We start from the raw sequence: 23,923 nt of genomic DNA, 5'->3' as shown, positions 1-23,923 counted from the left end.
CTTGGCAACGGCTAACTGGAAATCAAACCAGCTTGCCGTGGCATTGCTTGTACTTCTTGCCGCTGCCGCAGGGGCATGGATCGTTGCGGCCGACCTTGGGCAGACCGTTGACTTGCGGTTGCGGCGCGCTGTCGTTGCCGGCATTGGCCGTCGGCGCCAGCAATTCCTCCGGTGCGGCGTTGGCGTCGAAGTCGGCGTGCTGGTAATGCACGTTTTCGACATGCGATTGCGCCATGTCCTCTTCCGCAGCTTCGATGGCTTCGCGGCTTTCGATGCGCACGGTCATGACGATCTTGACGACTTCGTTCTTGATCAGGTCCAGCATCTGGGCGAACAATTCGAAGGCTTCGCGCTTGTATTCCTGCTTCGGATTTTTTTGCGCGTAGCCGCGCAGATGGATGCCCTGGCGCAGATGGTCGAGCGCCGCCAGATGTTCGCGCCAGTGGCTGTCGATGCTTTGCAGCATGACGCTGCGTTCGAAACCGCTGAAGGCTTCCTTGCCGACGGTCTCGACTTTGGCGTCGTACGCTGACCGGGCCGCCGACAGCACGCGCTCCAATAATTCCTCGTCAGTCAGGTTGGGCTCGGCTTCCAAGGTTGCCTGCAGCGGCACGGCCAGTTGCCATTCGCTGCTGAGCGCGGCTTCCAACGCCGGGATGTCCCATTGCTCCTCAACCGACTCTTCCGGCACGTGGGTGCGGAACAGGTCGGTGAATACGCCTTCGCGCAGCGATGTGATCATTTCCGACATGTCGGTCGCTTCCAGCAATTCGTTGCGTTGCTGATAGATGACCTTGCGCTGGTCGTTGGCGACGTCGTCGTATTCCAGCAATTGCTTGCGGATGTCGAAGTTGCGCGCTTCGACCTTGCGCTGTGCCGATTCGATCGAACGGCTGACGATGCCGGCTTCGATCGGCTCGCCTTCCGGCATCTTCAAACGATCCATGATGGCGCGCACGCGGTCGCCGGCGAAGATGCGCAGCAGCGCGTCGTCCAGCGACAGGTAGAACCGCGACGAACCCGGATCGCCCTGGCGGCCGGAGCGGCCGCGCAACTGATTGTCGACGCGGCGAGATTCGTGGCGCTCGGTGCCGATGATGTGCAGGCCGCCGGCGCCGACCACGTGGTCGTGCAGCGATTGCCATTCGTCACGCAGCTTTTGCGCCTGCGCCTGTTTGTCGGCATCCGGCAAGCCGGCATCGGCTTCGATGATCTGGATCTGCTTCTCGACATTGCCGCCCAGCACGATGTCGGTGCCGCGGCCGGCCATGTTGGTGGCGATGGTGATCATCTTGGGACGGCCGGCCTGGGCGATGATTTCCGCTTCGCGGGCGTGCTGCTTGGCGTTGAGCACGTTGTGCGGCAGCTTGGCCTGATTCAGGATGCCCGACAGCAGCTCGGAATTTTCGATCGAGGTGGTGCCGACCAGAACCGGCTGGCCGCGATCATAGCAATCCTGGATATCCTTGAGCATCGCCATGTACTTCTCTTGCGCGGTCTTGTAGACCTGGTCCTGGCGGTCCTTGCGCGCGCTCGGGCGGTTCGGCGGGATGACCACGGTTTCCAGGTTGTAGATTTCCTGGAATTCATAAGCTTCGGTATCGGCGGTGCCGGTCATGCCGGACAGCTTGCCGTACATGCGGAAGTAGTTCTGGAAGGTGATCGAAGCCAGCGTCTGGTTCTCGTTCTGGATCTTGACCTTTTCCTTGGCTTCGACGGCCTGGTGCAGCCCGTCTGACCAGCGGCGACCGGTCATCAGGCGACCGGTGAATTCGTCGACGATCACGACTTCGCCATTTTGCACCACGTAATGCTGGTCCTTGTGGTACAGCGTATGGGCGCGCAATGCGGCGTACAGATGATGCACCAGCGAGATGTTGGAGGCGTCATATAGCGAGGCGCCTTCCGGCAGCAGGCCCATGCTGGTCAGGATCTGTTCGGCCTTTTCGTGGCCGGCTTCGGTCAGCAGGACCTGGTGGCCCTTCTCGTCCTTGGTGTAATCGCCCGGGACTTCGACCTTGCCTTTACCGTCCGGTGTTTCTTCGCCGATCTGCAGCGTCAGCAGCGGCGGCACTTCATTGATCTTGTGATACAGGTCGGTATGGTTTTCGGCCTGGCCGGAAATGATCAGCGGAGTGCGTGCTTCATCGATCAGGATCGAGTCGACTTCATCGACGATGGCGAAATTGAGGCCGCGCTGCACGCGATCCTCGGCATCAAACACCATATTGTCGCGCAGGTAGTCGAAGCCGAATTCGTTATTGGTGCCGTAAGTGATGTCCGACGCATAAGCGCCCTGCTTCAGATCATGGTCCATCTGCGACAGGTTGATGCCGGTAGTCAGGCCGAGCCAGCCGTACAGCTTGCCCATCCATTCAGCGTCGCGCTGGGCCAGGTAATCGTTGACGGTGACGACGTGCACACCCTCGCCGGACAAGGCGTTCAGGTAGGCCGGCAGGGTCGCCATCAGGGTTTTGCCTTCGCCGGTGCGCATTTCGGCAATCTTGCCGAAGTGCAGCACCATGCCGCCGATCAACTGGACGTCGAAATGGCGCATCTTGAGCACGCGCTTGCTGGCCTCGCGGCAGACAGCGAACGCTTCCGGCAGGATGTCGTCGAGCTTGGCGCCAGCGGCCACGCGCTGCTTGAATTCCGGCGTCTTGGCTTGCAGCTCGGCATCCGACAGTTTCTCGACGTCCGCTTCGAGCGCATTGATTTGACGGACAATTTTTTGATATTGTTTGAGCAACCGCTGATTGCGGCTACCGAAAATCTGGGTCAGTAATGACATGCTTGGATTCTAAAAAAGCGCCGAAAAATGACTCTGCGCGGCGGTTTTGCCCGCACGGAACCGGAATGAGGCCAATAAACCTTGGATTTTAGCATGCAAGCGCCCGGAGACAGTGTTCCTGCCGGGCGTGGACCCGCTTGCACGCATACGCCGCCGTCAAGGCCGGCCGGATATTTCCTCTGGTGCAACATCCATGGCAAAACGCCTTTGCCGGGACGGCGCTCGCGCTGAAGCACTGCCAATAGATTGGGCTGGCGCGCAAAGATTCAATATCGCCCGCCCGGGGCAAGTCCGTCAGCGCCCCGCGACGAAGACTGGCGCGGCTTTCGGCGCATTGCCGGGACTGCCCAGCGCGAGGAACTTGCGCGGGTCCTGCGCCACGCCGCGGATACGCACTTCGAAGTGCAGGTGCGGCCCGGTGGAGCGCCCGGTGGTGCCGACGTCGGCGACGTGCTGGCCGCGCCTGACGATATCGCCGACCTTGGCGTAAAGCTGGGAAGCATGGGCGTAGCGCGTGATGATGTCGTTGCCGTGATCGATTTCCAGCATGTTGCCGAACTGGTAATGATATTCAGCGGCGATCACCACGCCGGCGGCGGCGGCGACAATGGGCGTGCCGATCGAGGCGGGGAAATCCAGCCCTTCGTGGAACGCGTTTTGACCGGTGAAAGGATCGAGACGCCAACCGAAACTCGACGAGTTGTACGCCACATTGATCGGCGGATTGGTCGGCAACAGGCGCGACTTGATCTTGTCTCCCATCAGCGCGGATTCGACCGCATTCATGTAGTCGGAGCGATAGCCGACGTCGGTCGAGAAGGCGTCGAGCATCTTTTGCAATTCGCTCATGCTCAGCTCGCGGCTGGCGCCGCCGATGGATGAACTCTCGGCACCGCCGCGGCCGGGCTTCTCCTTGAAATTGAACTCTTCCGGACGCACGCCGGCCAGGCCTTGCACGCGTTCGCCGAGCGCATCCAGGCGCATCAGTTGGGCTTGCATTTCGCCCAGCTTGACAGCCATGACTGCGAGGTTTTCCTTGAGGTATTTTTCCTGACGATCATCTTCCTGCTGGTTCATCGAGACGAGCAGCTTGCGCAGCATCGGCGGGCTCTCGCCGTCGGCGGCGCTGCGCAGCACCAGATACGACAAACCCGCGGCGGCACCGGCAATGCAAGCAAACAGGAACAGCAGCAGCAGCACGACATGCCTGGAAGTCAGCGTGACTGACCGCGCGCGCGTAAGGCGCGGGTGCAGCAAAATAATTTGCATCTTTACTCCTTTGACTCCCGTCCTCGGAAAGACGAGATGTGATAAGGTTTAAAGATGAAGTATCCCTCCACATTTACCCCTTATCGCCGAGGTCCTTCGGCTGCGCAACTCATGCGCAAGCCCAGGGACGCGACAGATTTTCTGCGGTCGGACAATGCGATGGCGACCTTGATGCCAGCCATTACCCGCATGGCGTCGCTGCAAAAAAGCTGCGCAGCGATTCTGCCGGCTATTTTCAAATCGTGCGACGTCATGAATTTCGAAGGCGGCCAGTTGGTGCTGAGCATGCCCAATGCGGCGCTTGCCGCCAAGCTCAAACAACAGTTGCCGAAATTACAAGAACGTCTGCTAAAAGATGGATGGCAGGTTAATGCAATCCGCATCAAAGTACAAGTTGGCAAGAATTATGTCGTCCCGGTCGTCAGACGCCAACTGACTTTATCCGAGCAGGCGGTCTCGGCTTTTGCCGATCTCAACGACGCGCTGGAAGACTCGCCGCGCAATCAGGCGCTGAAGACAGCGCTGGCGAACATGGTACGCCGCAACAGCGGCGTCAAATAGGAAGAAAACGGAAAGAAACCCCGCCCTGTTCTTGCGCTGATGGAAGAAACTTCGCCGCAGCGCCGGTTTTTGAACCGGCTCTCGCTGCGCTTAATTCAGCGCCCACTCCTGCTTGGCCTGCATGACATAGGTCTGGGGCGCAGACTCCAGGTTATCGAAAGTGACGATCTCGTAGGCATCCGGCTGCGCCAGCAAAGCGCGCAGCAGTTGATTGTTCATGCCGTGGCCCGACTTGTGGGCGTTGTAGCTGGCCAGCAGCGGATGGCCGATCAGGTACAGATCGCCGATGGCGTCGAGAATTTTGTGCCGCACGAACTCGTTGTCATAGCGCAAGCCGTCTGCGTTCAGGATGCGGTATTCATCCATGACGATCGCGTTCTCGAATGAGCCGCCGCGCGCCAGGCCCATGCCGCGCAAGGTTTCGACGTCCTGCATGAAGCCGAAGGTGCGCGCGCGGGCGATTTCCTTGACGTAGGACTCGATGGCGAAATCGACCTCGGCGGTCTGGCCGGTGCCATCGACCGCCGGGTGGTTGAATTCAATGAAAAACTTCAGCTTGAAGCCGTTGTACGGCTCCAGGCGCGCCCATTTTTCCTTGTCGCCTTCGCCTTCGCGCACTTCCACGGTTTTTTTGACGCGGATGAATTTCTTCGGCGCGTTCTGCTCTTGCAAACCCGCTTGCTGCAGCAGGAAAACGAAGGACGACGCCGAGCCGTCCATGATCGGAATCTCTTCCGCGGTCAGGTCGATATACAAATTATCGATGCCGAGACCCGCGCAGGCCGACAGCAGGTGTTCGACGGTGGAAACGCGCGCACCGTCCTTCGACAACACCGAGGCCATGCGGGTATCGCCCACGCCGGTCGCCGACGCGGGAAAGTCCACGACCGGGTCGAGATCGACGCGGCGGAAGATGATGCCGGTGTCGATGGCGGCCGGCCGCAAGGTCAGTTCCACCTTGGTGCCGGAATGCAAACCGACGCCGACAGTCTGGACGAGATTTTTGATGGTGCGCTGTTTTAACATCCCGTCATTATAGCCAAGATGCCATCAGGCCCGCAGTGAGCTTGCGCACTGTTGCAAAAAAGTTCCGCATTGCAAAAGAATGCAAAAAAGCGCGACGGCCGCCTTCGCAAAGCGACTCGCCGCGCCCTGATGCTGCTGTTGCAACATTGGACTGCTTCGGTATATCGATCAGCCCAATTGCGCCAACAAGGTTTCGGCGTTCGACACTTCGAACTTGCCCGGTGCTTCCAGGTTCAACTGCTTGACCACGCCGTCTTCGACCAGCATCGAATAGCGTTGCGAGCGGATGCCCATGCCGCGCTCGGTCAGGTCGAATTCCATGCCCAGCCCCTTGGTGAAGAGGGCGCTGCCGTCGGCCAGCATGCGCACGACGCCGGCGGCCTTCTGTTCACGGCCCCAGGCGCCCATCACGAACGCGTCGTTGACCGACAGGCACCAGATTTCATCGACGCCCTTGGCCTTGAACTGCGCCGCGTGCTGGATATAGCCCGGCACGTGCTTGGCCGAACAGGTAGGGGTGAAGGCGCCGGGCAGCGCGAACAGAACGATCTTCTTACCCTTGACCAGGTCGGATACCTTGAAGGTATTGGGGCCGAGCGAACAACCTTCGGTTTCGGTCTCGATGAATTCCGCCAGGGCGCCTTCCGGCAGGCGATCGCCAACTTTGATGGTCATGATGATTTCCTTCTTGTGAGTAATTCGGGAGTACGGAGGATGCCATGGAAAACAGGCAAAAAAACGCCGCGCTCGGAGGCGCGGCGCGCAGGCGATAGTATGCCTGTTTACGAAGTTGGTTGCTGCCCGCGGGAACGGGCCTCAGCCGACGTCCGATATTGCTTAGTCAGCCTGCTTGCGCAGGAAAGCCGGAATGTCGTAAGTTTCCATACCGTTCTTTTCCAGCGCGCGCACGGTGTCGGAAGCCGACTCCCGACGCCATACCGCCGGCGCCTTCATGCCGCCGAAAGCTGCGCCGGCTTGCGCGCCGCCATTCATGCCGCCGGTGCCGGCCATCATCGGCTCGTTGTGCGTACCGGTGCGCAGCATCGGCGTCTGCACCAGTTGCACCGACTTGCGCGAGCGGCCCAGGCCGGTCGCCACCACGGTCACGCGGATGTCGTCGCCCATGCCGTCGTCGTACGCGATGCCTTGCGCGATCGATGCATCGGGAGCGGCAAAGGCGCGCACGGTTGCCATGACTTCCTTGATTTCCTTACCCTTCAGGTTGCGACTGGCGGTGACGTTGACCAGCACGCCGCGCGCGCCGGACAGGTCGATACCGTCGAGCAGCGGCGACGCCACAGCCTGCTCGGCCGCCACGCGGGCGCGGTCGACGCCGGAAGCGGTGGCCGTGCCCATCATGGCCTTGCCCTGCTCGCCCATGATGGTCTTGACGTCGTTGAAGTCGACGTTGATGTGGCCCGGCACGTTGATGATTTCAGCGATACCGGCGACGGCGTTGTTGAGCACGTCGTCCGCATGGCCCAGCCATTCGATCATGCTGTCGTCTTCATAGATCTCTTCCAGCTTTTCGTTCAGGATGATGATCAGCGAATCGACATGCTGCGCCAGTTCTTCCAGCCCCTGGTCGGCGATGTCCATGCATTTCTGGCCTTCATACGAGAACGGCTTGGAGACCACGGCAACGGTCAGCGCACCCAGCGACTTGGCGACTTCCGCCACCACCGGCGCAGCGCCGGTGCCGGTGCCGCCGCCCATGCCTGCGGCGATGAACACCATGTGCGCGCCGCGCAGCGCGTCTTCGATGCGCGAGCGGGTTTCTTCCGCCAGGCGACGGCCGACTTGCGGTTGCATGCCGGCGCCCAGACCGGTCTCGCCGATCTGGATGACGTTGTCCGCCTTCGACTGTTTCAACGCTTGCGCGTCGGTATTGGCCGCAATGAATTCAACGCCGGACACGCCCTTGTTGATCATGTGCTGCACCGCGTTGCCGCCTGCGCCGCCTACGCCCACGACCTTGATGATCGTGCCGAGAGTGGCATTGTCGAGCATATCTATTTCCATGATGACTCCTTCAATATATGTTGTGCAGCTAGCAGTTGATAGGCATCACGCGGTGTGACGACTAGCAACTGAGAACTGCGTGTTGCTGATCCAATAAACAAAAATAACGAATTTACAAATTAAGCGACCGTTTAAAAATTACCCAAGAACCATTCCTTCATACGCTGCCAGATTGCCTTTACCGAACCTTCCTGCCGGGTCACGATGTAACCGCGCAGATATTGCTTTTTCGCTTCCAACAACAACCCCAATACCGTCGAATAGCGTGGACTGCGCACCACGTCGGCCAACTGGCCGCTGTACTCCGGCGTCCCCAGGCGGGCCGGCTTGAGGAAAATGTCCTCTGCCAGCTCAATCATTCCCGGCATCATCGCGGAACCGCCGGTGAGGACGATGCCTGACGACAGCACCTCTTCGTAACCCGACTCGCGCACCACCTGATGCACCAATGCAAACAACTCTTCCACGCGCGGCTCGATCACCGCCGCCAGCGCCTGGCGCGACAGGGTGCGCGGATTGCGGTCGCCCAGTCCGGGCACTTCCAGCGTCTCGGTCGGATCCGCCAGGATCTGCTTGGCCACGCCGTAGCGCAGCTTGATTTCTTCGGCTTCCAGCGTCGGCGTGCGCAAGGCCATCGCGATGTCGTTGGTGATCTGGTCGCCGGCGATCGGGATCACTGCGGTGTGGCGAATTGCGCCTTCGGTGAACACCGCCACGTCAGTGGTGCCGCCGCCGATATCGACCAGCACCACGCCCAGTTCGCGCTCATCCGGCGTGAGCACGGAATCGGCCGAAGCCATCGGCTGCAGGATCAGGTCCGACACTTCCAGGCCGCAGCGGCGCACACACTTCACGATGTTCTGCACCGCCGACACGGCGCCGGTCACGATGTGCACCTTCACTTCGAGTCGGATGCCGCTCATGCCGATTGGTTCACGCACATCTTCCTGGTTGTCGACGATAAATTCCTGCGGCACGGTATGCAGCAATTGCTGGTCAGTCGGGATGTTGACGGCCTTGGCGGTTTCGATAACGCGCGAGACGTCGGCAGCGCTGACTTCCTTGTCCTTGATCGCCACCATGCCGCTCGAATTGAAGCTGCGGATATGGCTGCCCGCGATGCCGGTGTAAACATTGCGGATCTTGCAATCGGCCATCAGCTCGGCCTCTTCCAGCGCCCGCTGGATCGACTCGACCGTGGCTTCGATGTTGACCACCACGCCCTTCTTCAACCCCTTGGATTCGGACTGGCCCAGGCCGATCACTTCATGGCGTCCGTCCTGCAGGACTTCCGCCACGACGGCGACCACCTTGGAGGTGCCGATGTCGAGACCGACAATCAGATTTTTTGCGTCTTTTGTCATATCGTTCCGCTTATTTTTTCTTTCCGTTCAATGCAGCCAGTACCAATCCGTCCGCCTTCAGCGCCAGACCGTTCGGATAGCGCATGTCGACATTTTCAATTTTCTTCCCCTGCAGGCGCTCCATCAACTGCGGATAGACGGAGACCAGCCTGCCAATCCTTTCTTTCAGCGTGGCATCGCTTTCGGCGCGGCCCAGCTCAACGGTAATGCCGTTGTCCAGCTTGACGGTCCAAGCATAACGATTCGATAAAGCCACCGCTTCGGGCACCACCTTGATCGGCGCCAGCCAGTCGCGAAATTGGTCGAAGCGCGCCACCACTTCCTTCTCGCTGCCGTCCGGCCCGTCGAACTCCAGCAAGTCGCCGTCGTCTTCCGCTTCCGCCAGGTTGGCGGTGAACACATCGCCCTTGACCGACAACAAGCGCCCCTCGTCGCCCCAGGTGCCGAGCGCGCGATGCTCCTCGATGCTCACGATCAGCTTGTTCGGCCATTCGCGGCGCACCATGGCCTTGCGCACCCAAGGCACCGATTCGAATGCGGAACGCACCGCGTCGAGGTCGGCCGTGAAAAAGTTACCCTTGATGCGCGGCACCGCGCTGGCGCGTATGGTCAACGCATTCACGCGCCGCAACGACGACTCCGCCACACCTTCGACGCGGATCGTCTTGAGCGTAAACATCGGCCGCTGCGCCAGCCACCACAGGCCGGACGCCAACAATGCCAGCAGCACCAGCGCCAGCAGGGCGTTGGTGATTGCGTTGAGCATTTTGACGTCTTGCCACATGGTCGCGTCTTACCCTTCTTCCGACACGTCGGCATCTGTCGAGGAATGCGGCTTCCAGTCCTTCGACGGTTTCAGGTCGAGCGCCGCCAGCTTCAATATCTCGCAGCACAAATCCTCGTAGCTCATGCCTGCCTGCTTGGCCGACATCGGCACCAGCGAGTGCCCGGTCATGCCCGGCGAGGTATTGATCTCGAGCAGGAACGGCTCGTTGTCCGATGCCCGCAGCATGAAATCCACCCGCGACCAACCGCGGCAACCCAGCGCGTTGTATGCCTTGACCGCCAGCTCCTGAACGCGTTGCGTCAATGCCTCGTCGATCGGCGCCGGACACAGATACTTGGTGTCGTCGGTGAAATACTTGTGCTGATAATCGTAATTTCCTTCCGGTGCGCGGATCTCGATGACCGGATAAGCCCTTGCGTCGCGTCCCTTGCCCAACACCGGTACGGTTAGTTCGCGGCCGGTGACGAATTCCTCGGCCAGCACCACCTCATCGTATTTTGCACACAGCTTGAAAGCATCCTGCATATCGGAATAGCCGGCCACCTTGGCAATACCGATGGTCGAGCCTTCATGCGGCGCCTTCAGCATCAGCGGCAAACCGAGCACGTCGGGCACCTGACGCAACGCTTCACGCGGCATCGCAGCGCTGTCGAGCACCGCGAAGCGCGGTGTCGGCAGGTCGAGGCCAAGCCAGATGCGCTTGGTCATGACCTTGTCCATCGCAATCGCCGACGCCATCACGCCCGGACCGGTATAGGGAATACCGAGCTGTTCCAGCGCGCCTTGCAGCGTGCCGTCCTCGCCGTAGCGGCCGTGCAGCGCGATGAAAACGCGGTCGAATTTTTCCGCCGCCAATTCCGCCAGGCTGCGCTCGGCCGGATCGAAAGGATGGGCATCGACGCCCTTGCTGCGCAATGCCTTGAGCACGCCGGCGCCGGACATGAGCGACACTTCACGCTCAGCGGAACGACCGCCGAACAGCACGCCGACTTTGCCGAATTGATTCGCCTGCGTCATCATGCCCCCTGTCCTTGCACCGCCAACTTGGCGGGAACGCCGCTGATCGATCCGGCTCCCATGGTCATCACGACATCGCCGTCGCGCACCACGTTGAGAATCGTTGCCGGCATGTCGGCGATGTCTTCGACAAATACCGGCTCCACTTTGCCTGCCACGCGCAATGCATGCGCCAGGGCGCGGCCGTCCGCGGCGACAATCGGCTGCTCGCCGGCGGCATACACTTCGGCCAGCACCAGCACGTCCGGCGTCGACAGCACCTTGACGAAATCTTCGAACAGGTCGCGCGTGCGCGTGTAGCGATGCGGCTGGAACGCCAACACCAGGCGGCGCCCCGGGTACGCTCCACGCGCGGCCGCAATGGTAGCCGCAGTCTCGACCGGGTGATGGCCGTAATCGTCGACCAGCGTAAACGAGCCGGCCGGCTTGCCGGCGGCGTCATGCAGCGACACGTCGCCGTAGCGCGTGAAGCGGCGACCGACGCCGTTGAACTCGGTCAGGGCTTTTTGCGTATCCGCATCGGCCACGTCCAGTTCGCGCGCGATCGCAATCGCGGCACAGGCGTTCTGCACATTGTGCATGCCGGGCTGGTTCAGGCTGACCGGCATCGGCGGATAACCGTCCTGGATCGCCGTGAACTCCATCTTGCCGTCGACCGCTTTGGCGTCGATCGCGCGGATGTTCGCGTCCGCATGGAAACCGTAAGTCAGGATCGGCTTGGAGATCATCGGCATGATCTCGCGCACGTGCGGATCGTCCAGGCACAGTACGGCGACACCGTAGAACGGCAAGCGCTGCGTGAACTCCACGAAGGCTTGCTTGAGCTTGGCGAAATCGTGATTGTAGGTTTCCATGTGATCGGCATCGATGTTCGTGATGACTTCGATCACCGGCGTCAGGTTCAGGAAAGACGCATCCGATTCGTCCGCCTCGGCCACGATGAAATCGCCCGAACCCAGTTTGGCGTTGGCGCCGGCGCTGGTCAGGCGGCCGCCGATCACGAAGGTCGGATCGAGTCCGCCTTGCGCCAGTACGCTGGCGACCAGGCTGGTTGTCGTCGTCTTGCCGTGCGTCCCGGCGATCGCGATGCCCTGCTTCAGGCGCATCAGTTCGCCCAGCATCACCGCGCGCGGCACAATGGGAATATGCCTCTTGCGCGCCGCCAGTACTTCCGGATTGTCGCCCTTGACGGCGGTCGACGTGACGATGGCGTCGGCATTCTCGATGTTTTCCGCCGCGTGGCCGTAGAGGATGCGCGCGCCCAACTGCGCCAGGCGTTGCGTGGCGGTATTGCTGCCCAGGTCCGAGCCGGACACGCCGTAGCCCAGATTGAGCATCACCTCGGCAATACCACTCATGCCGGATCCGCCGATGCCTACGAAATGGATATTTTTGACTCTATGTTTCATGTTCTTTACTCGCCGGCGGACCGGCTACGCCCCAGGTTAAGAAACGCCGCGCGACCGCGCGGCTTGCCGCCAATGCCGACGAAGTGAATATTTTTAACCCGATGTTTCATTGCTTTACCAATCTTTCCAGCACCTGCGCAATCGCCTCATTGGCGTTGCGCCTGCCTTGTTCATACGCCGCCTGCGCCAGCTTCCGGCAGACAGGCCGATCCAGCTTTTGCAGCAATGCCGCCAAGCTGTCCGGCGTCAGCTCGGTCTGCGGCAGATGCACCGCGGCATTGCTTTGCGCCATCCACTTTGCGTTGTCGCGCTGATGCGAAGTCGTCGATGCGACCAGCGGCACCAGCACGCTGGCCACGCCCGCCGCCGTCAGTTCCGACACCGTGATGGCGCCGGCACGGCAAATCACCAGATCCGCTTCCGCATAGCGGCGTGGCATGTCGTCGATGAAATCCACCACTTCCGCCTCGACGCCGGCCTGCGCGTACGCCGCACGCAGTGCATCCACATGTTGCTTGCCGGACTGATGCGTGACCAGCGGCCGCCGGTCCGCCGGCAATCTCGCCAGCGCGGCCGGCACGCATTCATTCAATACTTTGGCGCCCAGACTGCCGCCGACCACCAGGATGCGCAGCGGACCGCTGTGCTGCGCATAACGCGGCGCCGGTTCGCCCAGCGCGATGATTTCCTTGCGGACCGGATTGCCGGTGACTTCCGCCTTGCCGGCCGCCTTGCCGAAATCGGCCGGAAAACCGAACAGCACCGTGTCCGCCAGCGGCACCAGGGTCTTGTTCGACAACAGCAAGGCCGCATCGGCATTCACCAGCGCCAGCGGCACGCCGCGCAAGCGCGCCATCGCGCCGCCCGGCACCGTCACGTAACCGCCCATGCCCAGCACCACGTCCGGACGGCGCCGGCCGAGGATGCGGAAGCAGGCGCCGAAGCTGGCGACCATGCGCCACACACCCTTGACCGTATGCGCCAGGCCTTTGCCGCGCAATCCGGCGAAGGCGATGGTGTCCATCTCGATGCCATGCCTGGGCACCAGATCGCGCTCCATGCCGTGCGTCGTGCCCAGCCAGGAAACCTGCCAGCCGCGCGCGCGCATGGTGTCGGCAATCGCCAATCCCGGGAAAATATGCCCGCCGGTGCCTGCCGCCATGATCAGAAGCCGCTTGCTCGTCGCACTCATAAGCGGCCTCCGCGCATCAGCACACGGTTTTCATAATCGATGCGCAGCAGAATCGCCAGGCCGACGCAGTTGAGCAGCACGCCAGAACCGCCGTAACTCATCAGCGGCAAAGTCAATCCTTTGGTCGGCAGCAAGCCGAGGTTCACGCCCATATTGATGAAGGCCTGCACGCCGATCCAGATGCCGATACCCTTGGCGACCAGGCCGGCGAAGGTCAGGTCCAGCGCAATCGCCTGACGGCCGATTTCAAAGGCATGCTTGACCAGCCAGTAAAACAGCAGGACCACCACCAGCACGCCGGCAAATCCAAGCTCTTCGCCGATCACCGCCAGCAGGAAGTCGGTGTGCGCTTCCGGCAGATAATGCAGCTTTTCGACGCTGCCGCCGAGACCGACGCCGAACAGCTCGCCGCGCCCGAAGGCAATCAGCGAGTGCGACAATTGATAGGCCTTGCCCAGCGCGTTTTCTTCCACCCATGGATTCATGTAGGCGAAAATCCGCTCGCGCCGCCATGGCGATAGAACAATCACCAGCGAAAATATCCCGACCAGCGTGGCGCCGATGCCGCCGAACCAGATCCCGTTGATGCCGCCCAGGAACAGGATGCCCATGGCGATGCAGACGATCACGCCGAACGCGCCGAGGTCGGGCTCCAGCAACAGCAACAGACCGACCACGCCAACCGCCAGCGTCATCGGCATGAAGCCCTTGGTCAGCTTGTGCATCACTTCTTGCTTGCGCACGGTGTAATCAGCGGCGTACAGCACGATGAACAGCTTCATCAACTCGGACGGCTGCAGGTTGAATACCTTGAACGACAGCCAGCGCTTGGCGCCATTGACGCCTTTGCCGATGCCGGGAATCAGCACCAGTGCCAGCAGGATCAGCGTGCCGACGAACAGGTACGGCGCCCACTTCTGCCAGGTCTCGATCCTGATGCGGAACACCATCAGGCCGACCACCAGCGATACGCCGATGAACATGGCCTGGCGGATCAGGAAATGCGAAGTCTTGTAATTGGCGTACTTCGGCGAATCGGGCAAGGCGATCGATGCCGAATACACCATCACCATGCCGAACAGCATCAGCAGCAGCACCACCCACACCAGCGGCTGGTCGTACTCCATCATGCGCGAACGCTGCTCGATGCCGCTGATACCCTTGAGGCTTCCCCCGCGCGCGCTTTCGCGTGTGCTGCCGCGCGTGCCGGGTTCATCCCTGGAGCCGAACCAGCCGGTGATCGATGGCAGGGTCAGTTTCATGGCATTACCTCGCCACGCGACAATGCCAGCTCGCGCACGGCGTCGACGAACACTTCGGCGCGATGCGCATAGTTGCGGAACATGTCCAGGCTGGCGCAGGCCGGCGACAGCAATACGGCGTCGCCGCCTTGCGCCATGGCGCCGGCTTTTTCGACGGCCTCTTCCAGCGTGACGCAGTCGATCAATTCAATGCCCGTGTCGCCGATTGCGCTACGGATTGCACTGGCATCGCGGCCGATCAGGAACACAGCGCGTCCGTATTTCGACAGCGGTTCCGCCAACGGCGAGAAATCCTGGCCCTTGCCGTCGCCGCCGGCAATCAGCAGCAGACGGTTCGGCTTGCCGCCGTGGCCGAGACCGTTTAGGGCCGCAACAGTGGCGCCGACGTTGGTGCCCTTGCTGTCGTCGTAGTATTCAACCCCTTGGATGGTCGTCACCAGTTCGACGCGATGCGGCTCGCCCGCATATTCGCGCAAGCCGTGCAGCAACGGCGCCAGCGGCAGGTCGACGGCGCGGCACAACGCCAGCGCGGCCAGTGCATTGAGCGCATTATGCAAACCGCGAATCCTGAGCGCGTCGACAGGCATCAGGCGCTTGAGCAGGAACGGCTGCTCGACTGCTTCTTTCGGATCCTTCTTGCGGCGGCGGCCTTCCGGTTTTTCTTCATCCTCGATGGCCACGGCGTTGGCCAGCCATAACATGCCGTTTTCGTTCACCAGACCGAAGTTGCCGGCCCTGTCCGGTTCGTCCATGCCGAAACTGGACAGGGCAACGCCCGGCTTGGCCATCTGCATGACCAGCGGATCGTCGCGATTCAGTATGCGCACGGTGTCGTGGCCGAAAATTCTGGCCTTGTCGGCAGCATAGGCTTCCATGCTGCCGTGCCAATCCAGATGATCCTGCGTCACATTGAGCACCGTCGCGGCATCGGCCTGCAGACTGCAGGTCGCGTGCAACTGGAAGCTCGACAGCTCAAGCACCCAGGCCTGCGGCAGGATGCCCGTATAAACCTTTTCCGGTTCCGGCGGCGGCAATTCCAGTTGCAGCGGCGCGTGATCGTCATCGTCCGCCGTTTCCGTGGCTATAGCATCAGCGTCGTCGGCAGGCGCCGGCTCTTCCGATATGAGCTCTTCCGATGCGTGTGGCTCAGCATCGGCGGCAATCGCTTCGGCCGGCTCTTTCTCGTCCGGCGCGACGGACGCCTCCACCGTCAGGACATCGTCGGACCGGATCACCGCAGCCTGCGCTGCGGGAAGCGCCGGTTCTTCGAACGCGTCCAGCTTGTCCGCGCCTTCTTCCGCAATCTCGACTTGCGGCTCAGCCGATTCGACCGGCTGAATTTGCTCGCTCAATTCCAGTTGCGCCGGCGCGGCCTCGGCTGCGGCATTGGCGGCCGCTTCAGCCGCCTCGGCAGCTTCCGCTTCGGCCTGCAGTGCGGCGGCTTCCTGTTCGATGCGCAATTGCTCGGCAACCAGCTTTGCGTGCGCTTCGTCTTCGATCAGCGCTTCGCGCAGCACATCCAGCACCGCCGGGCTGATGTTGCCGGCAACCTTGGTGGTCAGGCCGGCACGGCGGCACAGCATGCCGGTCAGGCTGGTGACCGTGGTCTTGCCGTTGGTGCCGGTGATCGCCAGCACTTTCGGCGCATAGGAGCGCTCTCCGCGCAATGTCGCCAAGGCTTGTGCGAACAACTCCATTTCGCCCCACAGCGGAATATTCTTGTCCGCCGCTGCGTCGGACAGCACGGCAAGATCGCGCTCCGGCGCCAGACCCGGACTGACGGCGATGAAATCGATGTCGTCCAGCAGCTCGACAGACAAGGCCTTGCCGCCGACGAATTCGCTGTCCGCCGACGCTGCACGCAAGGCCTCCAGGCGTTCGGCCACGGCTTGCTGGTCGCGAGTATCGGCCACACGCACGCGCGCGCCGCAGTGGACCAGCCACCGCGCCATCGCCAGACCGGATTCACCGAGTCCGAGTACCAGAGCGTGTTTATCGACGTAATTCATTCTGTGTTACCTGAGTCTTTCTTGATAAGCGAGTCCGTTCAACGCAACTTCAGCGTCGACAGACCGAACAGCACCAACATCATCGTGATGATCCAGAAGCGCACCACGACTTGTGTTTCTTTCCAGCCTTTTTGCTCATAGTGATGGTGCAGAGGCGCCATCAGTAGAATCCGTTTGCCGACGCCATAGCGCTTCTTCGTAAACTTGAAGTACGCCACCTGGATCATCACCGACAAGGTTTCCACCACGAAAATGCCGCCCATGATGAACAACACGATTTCCTGGCGCACGATCACGGCGATGGTGCCGAGCGCGCCGCCCAGCGCCAGCGCGCCGACGTCGCCCATGAACACCTGGGCCGGGTAGGCGTTGTACCAAAGGAAGGCCAGGCCCGCGCCGGCCATGGCACCGCAAAAGATCAACAATTCGCCGGCGCCCGGGATATGCGGAATCAACAGATACTTGGCATAGTTGGCGCTGCCGGTCAGGTAAGCGAACAAACCGAGGGCGCCGCCCACCAGCACGGTCGGCATGATCGCCAGGCCGTCCAGGCCGTCGGTCAGGTTGACCGCATTGCTGGTGCCGACGATGACGAAATAGGTCAGCGCGATGAAACCCCACACGCCCAGCGGATAGCTGACGGTCTTGAAGAACGGCACGATCAGGTCGGCCTTGGGCGACAAGTCGAGATTGAAGCCGGACTGCACCCAGGCGAAGAACAGGTCCAGCACCTTCATGTTGCTGACTTCGGACACGGAAAACGCCAGATAAAACGCCGCCACCAGCCCGATCAGCGATTGCCATAAATACTTTTCGCGCGAACGCATGCCGTTCGGATCCTTGTAGACCACCTTGCGGTAATCGTCGACCCAGCCGATGGTGCCGAAACCGAGCGTGACGATCAGCACGATCCAGACGAAACGGTTGCTGAGATCGGCCCACAGCAAGGTCGCGATGCCGATGCCGATCAGGATCAGCACGCCGCCCATGGTGGGCGTACCCGACTTGACCAGATGCGTCTGCGGACCGTCGGTGCGCACCGCCTGGCCGACCTTGAGCAAGGTCAGCATGCGAATGACCGCCGGACCGGCGACGAGACCGATCAACAGCGCCGTCAACGTCGCAAACACGGCGCGGAAGGTGATGAAGTTGAACACGCGCAGGAAACTGAAATCCTGCTGAAAATTCTGAGCCAGCCAAAGCAGCATGTTAATGATTCTCCTGGTGAAGTGGCGCGGTGGACTGCGCCCCGACCAAATGCTGCACAACGCGCTCCATCTTCATGAAACGCGAACCTTTTACCAATACCGTCGCCGTCGCCGTCGCAGCCTCTTGAGCCGCCGCGCCGATCGCGGCTATGGTGTCGAAATGCCGAGCCGGGAACGCTGCTTCCGGTGCGGCGCTATATATGTTGTATGCGTTGACGGCGTCGCGCATGGCATCGCCGAACCCCAAAAAATGCTCGATGCCGCGCTGACGCGCATAGGCACCGATTTCTTCGTGGAACCTGATGCCTTCGTTGCCGACTTCCCCCATGTCGCCCAGCACCAGCACGCGCGGCGCGGCGGCCTGCGCCAGCACGTCGATGGCGGCGCGCACCGAATCCGGATTGGCGTTGTAGGTGTCGTCGATCACCAGCGCGCCGCTCACCGCGGACTTGCGTTGCAGGCGGCCGTTGACCGGCGCAAATGCTTCCAGGCCGCACACCACGGCGCTGACCTCAATGCCGGCACCCAGCGCGCATGCCGCGGCTGCCAGGGCGTTGCGTACATTATGCTCGCCGACGGCGGCCAGCCTGACCTGGAACTGTCGCACCGCGCCGCCGATGCGCGCGATCACGTCGATGACGCTGCCGAACTGCTGCGCCTGGTACGTCGCACTGACATCGGCCTCTTTGCCGAGTCCGAAACTGATCGCAGGACGCGCGCCGGCGATCTCGCGCCAGACCCAGGCGTAGTCGTCTTCCGCCGGGAACACCGCAACCCCGTCGGCCGGCAAAGCAGCAAAGACGGCGCCGTTCTCGCGCGCCACGGCTTCCACGGTGGCCATGAATTCCTGATGTTCGCGCTGTGCATTGTTGACCAGCGCCAGCGTCGGACGGGCGATGTCGGCCAGCACGGCGATTTCGCCGGGATGATTCATACCCAGTTCGACCACCGCCGCCTGATGTTGCGGCCGCAGGCGGAACAGCGTCAGCGGCACGCCGATTTCATTGTTGAAATTGCCGCGCGTGGCCAGGCGGCCGTCTTCGCCGAAAGCGGCCGACAGGATGGAGGCGATCATTTCCTTGACCGTGGTCTTGCCGTTGCTGCCGGTGACGGCAATCACCGGCACCTTGAATTGCTGACGCCAGTGACGCGCAATCTGCCCCAACGCTACGCGCGTATCGGGCACGACAATGGCCGGAATCGTCAGTCCGGCCGGAACCCGTTCCACCACCACGGCCGCTGCGCCTTGCGCCGCCACGGCGTCGAGGAAATCATGCGCGTCGAAACGCTCGCCGCGCAAAGCGACGAACAGGCTGCCGGCGGCGACGGCGCGACTGTCGGTGGCGACGCCGCGCACGGTCAGTTCGCCGTGCGCGTTATACACGGACGCACCGTCCAGCCATTGCTGCAATTGTTCAAGCGTCGCCTGCATGAGGTTGTCCATCAGGCGCCTCCCATCATTGTGGCGCGCGCAGCCAAGGCCAGCGCAACATGGTCGGCGTCGAGGAAGGGATTTTTTTTGCCGGCGATTTCCTGGTAGGTTTCATGTCCCTTGCCGGCCAGCAGCACGACGTCCTGCTTGACCGCATGGCGCACCGCCCACAGGATCGCCGTCGCGCGATCTTCCAGCACGTGTGGCACGATGCGCGCCATGCCGCTCTTGATGTGGGAAATGATGACGGACGGATCTTCGCTGCGCGGATTGTCGCTGGTCAGGACCACATGATCGGCCAGTTCCGAGACGGCGCCCATCTGCGGACGTTTGCCGGGATCGCGGTCGCCGCCGCACCCGAACACGCACCACAACTCGCCGCCGCGCTGCTCGGCGACCTGGCGCAACGCGCTCAGCGTCTTTTCCAATGCGTCCGGCGTGTGCGCATAATCGATCACGATCAGCGGCGCTTCCTGGCCGCCGAATTGCTGCATGCGTCCCGGCACCGCAGTCAGCGCAGCGATGGCGGCCAGCGCCGCATCCCAGCCGATACCCTTGGCCAGCAGCACGCCGAGTACACCCAAGGCGTTGCTGACGTTGAATTGTCCGACCAGTTGCGTCTTGACCTGGCCCGAACCGAACGGCGCATCAATGTGAAAGCTGGTGCCAGCATTGGTGCTGCGGATCGCCGAAGCGCGCAACACGGACACATCGGCGAAGGCGACATTACCCGCTGTGCCGAGCGAATAGCCGATAACCGGAATATTCTTGGCTTGCACATAGGGAATCAGGCGCTGCCCCATCGGGTCGTCCAGATTGATGACGGCATACTGCAGGCCGGGCGAATCGAACAACTGAATCTTGGCGGCTTCGTAAGCGATCATGTCGCCGTGATAATCGAGATGGTCGCGCGTGAAATTGGTGAACAGCGCCACATCGACGTGCAAGCCGTTCATGCGCCCCTGGTCGAGGCCGATGGACGATGCTTCGATCGCCAGCACCGACGCGCGCGCGGCGCGCAAGTCGGACAGATTGCGTTGCAACAGCACCGCATCCGGCGTGGTGTAGCCGGTGACATCGAAAGCATGCGGCTTGCCATTCTGGAACGTGCCGACGCCGAGCGTGCCGACCACGGCGACCGGTGTGGTCGGCGCCGCCGAGCTTTGCAGGCGCGACAGCGCCATGCCCAGCCAGTAAGAGCACGAAGTCTTGCCGTTGGTGCCGGTCACGGCGACCGTGAACATGTCCTTGTCCGGCTGCTTGTAATAGGCGTTGGCGACAAAACCGGCCAAATGCTTCAGGCCGGCGGCGCTGAAATGCGGCACATTTTCCTTGTCGTCCCAGGCAAAGCCGGCCTTTTCATAGACCACCGCGCCAGCGCCGCGCTCGATGGCGTCGCCGATGTAACGACGGCCGTCGGCGCTGTCGCCGGGATAGGCGAAGAACACATCGCCAGCCTGCACGCGGCGCGAATCCGCCGTCAGATTGGCGTCGGCGGCAACAACACCCCGCAGCCAGGTGACGATCTTTTGCGCCGAAAGCATGGTCGCAGGCATTACATGCTCTCCTCTATGGCGTCTTTGGGAATGATGATGTTGGTCACGCTGGAATCCGGCGCAACGTTAAGCGCGCGCAAGGCATTGGCCGTCACGTTGGCAAAAACCGGACCGGCGACGGTGCCGCCGAAGTGGCTGCCGGCGCTGGGTTCATCAAGCATCACGGCAATGATCAGGCGTGGATCGGACATCGGCGCAATACCGACGAAGGAAGACACATATTTCTTCACGTACTTGCCGCCCTCAATCTTGTACGCCGTACCGGTCTTGCCACCGACCCGATAACCCGGCACCTGGGCCTGCGGCGCGGTGCCTCCCGGCGCCACCACGGTCTCCAGCATGCGGCGCATCTGCAAAGCGGTGTTTTCGGAAATCACGCGATGCCCGACCGGCATGTCATTGACCTTCTGGAACGACAGCGGAATCAGGTCGCCGTTGCGGGCAAAAATCGTATAGGCATGCGCCAACTGAATCAGCGATACCGAAATGCCGTGGCCGTAACTCATGGTGGCTTGCTCAATAGGCCGCCACGATTTGTAAGGACGTACACGGCCGGCCACCGCGCCCGGGAAACCGAACTTCGGTTGCTGGCCGAGGCCGACGCTGGTAAACATCTCCCACATTTCCTGCGGCGGCATTTCCAGGGCGATCTTGGCGGTGCCGATGTTGGATGACTTTTCGATGATCTGAGCTACCGTCAGCGGTCCGTGCGCGTGCGAGTCGCCAATGGTGGCGGTGCCGATGGTCAATTTGCCGGGCGAAGTCTGGAACACTGTGCTCGGCGTGACGCGATGGGTATCCAGCGCCAGCGCCACAGTGAACGGTTTCAGGGTCGAGCCCGGTTCGAAGGTGTCGGTCAGCACGCGGTTGCGCAACTGCGCGCCGGTCAGTACGGAGCGGTCGTTGGGATTGTAGGTCGGCAGATTGGCCAGCGCCAGCACCTCGCCGGTGCGGACGTCGACCACGATGATGCCGCCGGCCTTGGCCTTGTTCTTTTCGACCGCTTCTTTCAACTGCGTGAAAGCGATGTACTGGATCTTGCTGTCGATCGACAGCGTCAGGTCCTTGCCGTCGTGCGGCTCGCGCACGGCCTCGATGTCTTCGACGATGCGGCCGAGGCGGTCCTTGATCACGCGACGGCTGCCGGTGACGCCGGCCAGCGTCTTCTGCGAGCCGAGCTCCATGCCGTCCTGGCCAGCGTCTTCCACGTTGGTGAAGCCCACCACGTGGGCCATGACTTCCCCTTCGGGGTAGAAGCGCTTGTATTCCTTGCGCGTCTCGATGCCGGCAATGCCGAGTTTGACGATCTTGTCGGCGGTGTCCTGCTCGACCTGGCGCTTGAGGTAAACGAAATTGCGATCGGAATCGAGCTTCTTGCGCAATTCCGCATCGCTCATGCCGAGCAATTTGGCCAGCTCGCGCAGCTTCTCCGGAGGCGCTTCCTGGACGTCGTCGGGAATCGCCCAGATCGCCTTGACCGGCACCGACGAAGCCAGAACCTGGCCGTTGCGGTCGGTGATCTTGCCGCGCGTGGCAGGCAACTCGAGCGTGCGCGCGTAGCGCGAAGCGCCTTGTTTTTGCAGGAAATCGGTGGACACGCCTTGCAGCCACAAGGCGCGGCCGGCCAGCGCCAGGAAGGCCATGAACAATACGAACAGCACCACGCGCGAACGCCAGGCCGGCATCTGGACCTGCAAGACCGGACTGGCAGAAAAGGCAACGCCGCGCGAGGCGGCGACGCGCCCTCCGGCGACGTTTGTGCGGGGCGGCATGCGCGTCATTTATTCCCCACCGTCAGATATTGGGTCCGCTCGGGGGTGAGCGCCACCATGTTCAGGTCGCGCCGCGCCAGCGCCTCGATGCGCGAATTCTTGCCCAGCGTGGACTGATCCAGTTGCAGTTGGGCCCAGTCGATGTCGAGCTGACGCGCGGCCGACTGCGCGCGCTCCAGTTCGATGAACAGGCGACGCGCCTGGTATTGCGCATTGACCAGCGACAGCGCGCACAGCACCAGCACCACGGTGATCACGAAACTCATGCGGCCGATCATGCTGCGGCCTCAACGGAAATACGCTCAAGCGAACGCATCACGGCGGAGCGTGCGCGCGGATTGGCGGCGACTTCGGCGTCGCTCGGTTTGATGCGGGGATGCAATGTTGCGAGGGGCTGCGGCAGGTCGACTGCACGAATCGGCAGGCGGCGGTCGGGCTGCGGCACATGGGCTTTGGACGCCATGAACTGCTTGACGATGCGATCTTCCAGCGAGTGAAAGCTGATCACAACCAATCTCCCATGCTGCGCCATCTGCCGAAATGCTTTTTCCAGTCCTATTTCGAGTTCTTCAAGCTCTTGATTGATGAAAATCCGTATAGCCTGAAAGCTACGAGTGGCCGGGTCTTTGCCTTTCTCGCGGGTTTTGACGGCTTGTGCCACGAGCGCGGCAAGCTGTCGTGTGGTTGAAATTGGCTCGACTGCCCGGCGAGCAACAATCGTCTTTGCAATCTGAAGAGCAAACCGTTCTTCCCCATAATCTCGTATCACCTTTGCTATCGTCTGTTCGTCCGCCGTTGCCAGCCACTCCGCTGCCGACACGCCGCGCGTGGTGTCCATGCGCATGTCCAGCGGGCCATCGAACCGAAAACTGAAACCGCGCGCCGCATCATCCACCTGCGGCGACGAAATACCCAAATCCATCAGCACGCCGTCGACCTGCGCCACGCCGCGCGCCGCCAACGCCTGATCCAGCGTCGCGAAACTGTCATGCACGATCGCGAAACGCGTATCCGCGATCGTCTGCGCCGTGGCGATCGCCAGCGGATCCTTGTCGAACGCGATCAGCCGTCCGCGCGCGCCCAGGCGTTCCAGGATCTTGCGGCTATGACCGCCACGACCGAAGGTGCCGTCGACATAGACGCCGTCGGCGCGCGCGCCTGTTATCGCCAGAGCGTCCACCGCTTCATCCAACAACACCGTGCGGTGCTGCAAATCGGGCACCGATTGCAAAGTCATCGCGCCGTG

Annotated in this window: 19 protein-coding genes; 1 reads left to right on the top strand and 18 read right to left on the bottom strand. The window is 61.8% G+C overall.

The window, feature by feature from the left end:
- Positions 1–22 precede the first annotated feature (22 nt).
- Together secA and RV1423_RS11745 are read right to left on the bottom strand one after the other, a co-directional pair.
- A complete protein-coding gene (gene secA, locus RV1423_RS11750) occupies positions 23–2,791 on the bottom strand; it encodes a preprotein translocase subunit SecA (RefSeq protein ID WP_034296714.1) in 2,769 nt (922 codons plus the stop codon).
- Positions 2,792–3,085: 294 nt separating this feature from the next.
- Positions 3,086–4,060, bottom strand: a complete 975-nt coding sequence (locus tag RV1423_RS11745) for a M23 family metallopeptidase (protein ID WP_034296713.1) — start codon at positions 4,058–4,060, stop codon at positions 3,086–3,088.
- A 54-nt stretch (positions 4,061–4,114) separates the two neighbouring features.
- Here RV1423_RS11745 and RV1423_RS11740 point away from each other — a divergent pair, with 54 nt between their 5' ends.
- Positions 4,115–4,621 carry a DciA family protein gene (locus RV1423_RS11740; protein WP_034296712.1) on the top strand — a complete coding sequence of 169 codons (507 nt, stop codon included), beginning with the start codon at positions 4,115–4,117 and terminating at the stop codon, positions 4,619–4,621.
- Between the two features lie 90 nt (positions 4,622–4,711).
- On the opposite strand, the gene lpxC is transcribed toward RV1423_RS11740, so the two are convergent.
- The 16 genes from lpxC to rsmH form a co-directional block, all read right to left on the bottom strand.
- Entirely contained in the window at positions 4,712–5,647 is a 936-nt protein-coding gene (lpxC, locus tag RV1423_RS11735; RefSeq protein ID WP_034296711.1) for a UDP-3-O-acyl-N-acetylglucosamine deacetylase, read from the bottom strand.
- Between the two features lie 168 nt (positions 5,648–5,815).
- A complete protein-coding gene (locus RV1423_RS11730; protein WP_034296710.1) occupies positions 5,816–6,322 on the bottom strand; it encodes a peroxiredoxin in 507 nt (168 codons plus the stop codon).
- A 162-nt stretch (positions 6,323–6,484) separates the two neighbouring features.
- On the bottom strand, positions 6,485–7,669 hold the full coding sequence (gene ftsZ / locus RV1423_RS11725) for a cell division protein FtsZ (protein ID WP_034296709.1): 1,185 nt from the start codon (positions 7,667–7,669) through the stop codon (positions 6,485–6,487).
- A gap of 131 nt (positions 7,670–7,800) precedes the next feature.
- Entirely contained in the window at positions 7,801–9,033 is a 1,233-nt protein-coding gene (ftsA, locus tag RV1423_RS11720; RefSeq protein ID WP_007878109.1) for a cell division protein FtsA, read from the bottom strand.
- Between the two features lie 10 nt (positions 9,034–9,043).
- The gene (locus RV1423_RS11715) at positions 9,044–9,817 is read right to left on the bottom strand and encodes a cell division protein FtsQ/DivIB (protein ID WP_034296708.1); all 774 of its coding nucleotides are present in this window, start codon (positions 9,815–9,817) and stop codon (positions 9,044–9,046) included.
- A gap of 9 nt (positions 9,818–9,826) precedes the next feature.
- Positions 9,827–10,840, bottom strand: coding sequence for a D-alanine--D-alanine ligase (locus tag RV1423_RS11710; RefSeq protein WP_034296707.1), 1,014 nt, complete (start codon positions 10,838–10,840; stop codon positions 9,827–9,829).
- Complete coding sequence (gene murC / locus RV1423_RS11705; RefSeq protein ID WP_034296706.1) at positions 10,837–12,246, bottom strand: UDP-N-acetylmuramate--L-alanine ligase; 1,410 nt, start codon at positions 12,244–12,246, stop codon at positions 10,837–10,839. The genes RV1423_RS11710 and murC overlap by 4 nt, the downstream gene beginning before the upstream one ends.
- A gap of 106 nt (positions 12,247–12,352) precedes the next feature.
- Positions 12,353–13,438, bottom strand: coding sequence for an undecaprenyldiphospho-muramoylpentapeptide beta-N-acetylglucosaminyltransferase (gene murG, locus RV1423_RS11700; RefSeq protein ID WP_034296705.1), 1,086 nt, complete (start codon positions 13,436–13,438; stop codon positions 12,353–12,355).
- Entirely contained in the window at positions 13,435–14,700 is a 1,266-nt protein-coding gene (gene ftsW, locus RV1423_RS11695) for a putative lipid II flippase FtsW (RefSeq protein WP_034296704.1), read from the bottom strand. The genes murG and ftsW overlap by 4 nt, the downstream gene beginning before the upstream one ends.
- Positions 14,697–16,709: a UDP-N-acetylmuramoyl-L-alanine--D-glutamate ligase gene (murD, locus tag RV1423_RS11690; RefSeq protein WP_034296702.1), complete on the bottom strand. Its 2,013-nt coding sequence runs from the start codon at positions 16,707–16,709 to the stop codon at positions 14,697–14,699. Before murD ends, ftsW begins: the two co-directional genes overlap by 4 nt.
- Before the next feature lie 38 nt (positions 16,710–16,747).
- Complete coding sequence (gene mraY, locus RV1423_RS11685) at positions 16,748–17,917, bottom strand: phospho-N-acetylmuramoyl-pentapeptide-transferase (RefSeq protein WP_034296700.1); 1,170 nt, start codon at positions 17,915–17,917, stop codon at positions 16,748–16,750.
- A gap of 1 nt (position 17,918) precedes the next feature.
- Positions 17,919–19,349 (bottom strand): UDP-N-acetylmuramoyl-tripeptide--D-alanyl-D-alanine ligase, encoded by a 1,431-nt coding sequence (gene murF / locus RV1423_RS11680; protein WP_034296747.1) that lies wholly within the window; start codon positions 19,347–19,349, stop codon positions 17,919–17,921.
- 11 nt (positions 19,350–19,360) lie between these two features.
- Positions 19,361–20,905: a UDP-N-acetylmuramoyl-L-alanyl-D-glutamate--2,6-diaminopimelate ligase gene (locus RV1423_RS11675; RefSeq protein ID WP_034296698.1), complete on the bottom strand. Its 1,545-nt coding sequence runs from the start codon at positions 20,903–20,905 to the stop codon at positions 19,361–19,363.
- Positions 20,905–22,686 (bottom strand): penicillin-binding protein 2, encoded by a 1,782-nt coding sequence (locus RV1423_RS11670; protein ID WP_034296696.1) that lies wholly within the window; start codon positions 22,684–22,686, stop codon positions 20,905–20,907. The genes RV1423_RS11675 and RV1423_RS11670 overlap by 1 nt, the downstream gene beginning before the upstream one ends.
- Positions 22,683–22,955, bottom strand: a complete 273-nt coding sequence (ftsL, locus tag RV1423_RS11665; RefSeq protein ID WP_034296694.1) for a cell division protein FtsL — start codon at positions 22,953–22,955, stop codon at positions 22,683–22,685. The genes RV1423_RS11670 and ftsL overlap by 4 nt, the downstream gene beginning before the upstream one ends.
- Entirely contained in the window at positions 22,952–23,914 is a 963-nt protein-coding gene (gene rsmH, locus RV1423_RS11660; RefSeq protein ID WP_034296692.1) for a 16S rRNA (cytosine(1402)-N(4))-methyltransferase RsmH, read from the bottom strand. Before rsmH ends, ftsL begins: the two co-directional genes overlap by 4 nt.
- Positions 23,915–23,923 lie beyond the last annotated feature (9 nt).

Source organism: Herbaspirillum sp. RV1423 (genome assembly GCF_000577615.1).
In the GTDB taxonomy this organism is placed as follows: domain Bacteria; phylum Pseudomonadota; class Gammaproteobacteria; order Burkholderiales; family Burkholderiaceae_D; genus Herbaspirillum.
This window is presented reverse-complemented; position numbering and strand designations above follow the sequence as displayed.

What these genes read in the sequence shown, in the direction of transcription:
- secA (WP_034296714.1), bottom strand. Translation starts at nt 2,791, where the DNA reads ATGTCATTACTGACCCAGATTTTCGGTAGCCGCAATCAGCGGTTGCTC.
- murD (WP_034296702.1), bottom strand. Translation starts at nt 16,709, where the DNA reads ATGAATTACGTCGATAAACACGCTCTGGTACTCGGACTCGGTGAATCC.
- RV1423_RS11710 (WP_034296707.1), bottom strand. Translation starts at nt 10,840, where the DNA reads ATGATGACGCAGGCGAATCAATTCGGCAAAGTCGGCGTGCTGTTCGGC.
- ftsA (WP_007878109.1), bottom strand. Translation starts at nt 9,033, where the DNA reads ATGACAAAAGACGCAAAAAATCTGATTGTCGGTCTCGACATCGGCACC.
- RV1423_RS11670 (WP_034296696.1), bottom strand. Translation starts at nt 22,686, where the DNA reads ATGACGCGCATGCCGCCCCGCACAAACGTCGCCGGAGGGCGCGTCGCC.
- murG (WP_034296705.1), bottom strand. Translation starts at nt 13,438, where the DNA reads ATGAGTGCGACGAGCAAGCGGCTTCTGATCATGGCGGCAGGCACCGGC.
- ftsW (WP_034296704.1), bottom strand. Translation starts at nt 14,700, where the DNA reads ATGAAACTGACCCTGCCATCGATCACCGGCTGGTTCGGCTCCAGGGAT.
- ftsL (WP_034296694.1), bottom strand. Translation starts at nt 22,955, where the DNA reads ATGATCGGCCGCATGAGTTTCGTGATCACCGTGGTGCTGGTGCTGTGC.
- murC (WP_034296706.1), bottom strand. Translation starts at nt 12,246, where the DNA reads ATGAAACATAGAGTCAAAAATATCCATTTCGTAGGCATCGGCGGATCC.
- RV1423_RS11675 (WP_034296698.1), bottom strand. Translation starts at nt 20,905, where the DNA reads ATGCCTGCGACCATGCTTTCGGCGCAAAAGATCGTCACCTGGCTGCGG.
- RV1423_RS11715 (WP_034296708.1), bottom strand. Translation starts at nt 9,817, where the DNA reads ATGTGGCAAGACGTCAAAATGCTCAACGCAATCACCAACGCCCTGCTG.
- RV1423_RS11745 (WP_034296713.1), bottom strand. Translation starts at nt 4,060, where the DNA reads ATGCAAATTATTTTGCTGCACCCGCGCCTTACGCGCGCGCGGTCAGTC.
- ftsZ (WP_034296709.1), bottom strand. Translation starts at nt 7,669, where the DNA reads ATGGAAATAGATATGCTCGACAATGCCACTCTCGGCACGATCATCAAG.
- murF (WP_034296747.1), bottom strand. Translation starts at nt 19,349, where the DNA reads ATGCAGGCGACGCTTGAACAATTGCAGCAATGGCTGGACGGTGCGTCC.
- RV1423_RS11730 (WP_034296710.1), bottom strand. Translation starts at nt 6,322, where the DNA reads ATGACCATCAAAGTTGGCGATCGCCTGCCGGAAGGCGCCCTGGCGGAA.
- rsmH (WP_034296692.1), bottom strand. Translation starts at nt 23,914, where the DNA reads ATGACTTTGCAATCGGTGCCCGATTTGCAGCACCGCACGGTGTTGTTG.
- lpxC (WP_034296711.1), bottom strand. Translation starts at nt 5,647, where the DNA reads ATGTTAAAACAGCGCACCATCAAAAATCTCGTCCAGACTGTCGGCGTC.
- mraY (WP_034296700.1), bottom strand. Translation starts at nt 17,917, where the DNA reads ATGCTGCTTTGGCTGGCTCAGAATTTTCAGCAGGATTTCAGTTTCCTG.
- RV1423_RS11740 (WP_034296712.1), top strand. Translation starts at nt 4,115, where the DNA reads ATGAAGTATCCCTCCACATTTACCCCTTATCGCCGAGGTCCTTCGGCT.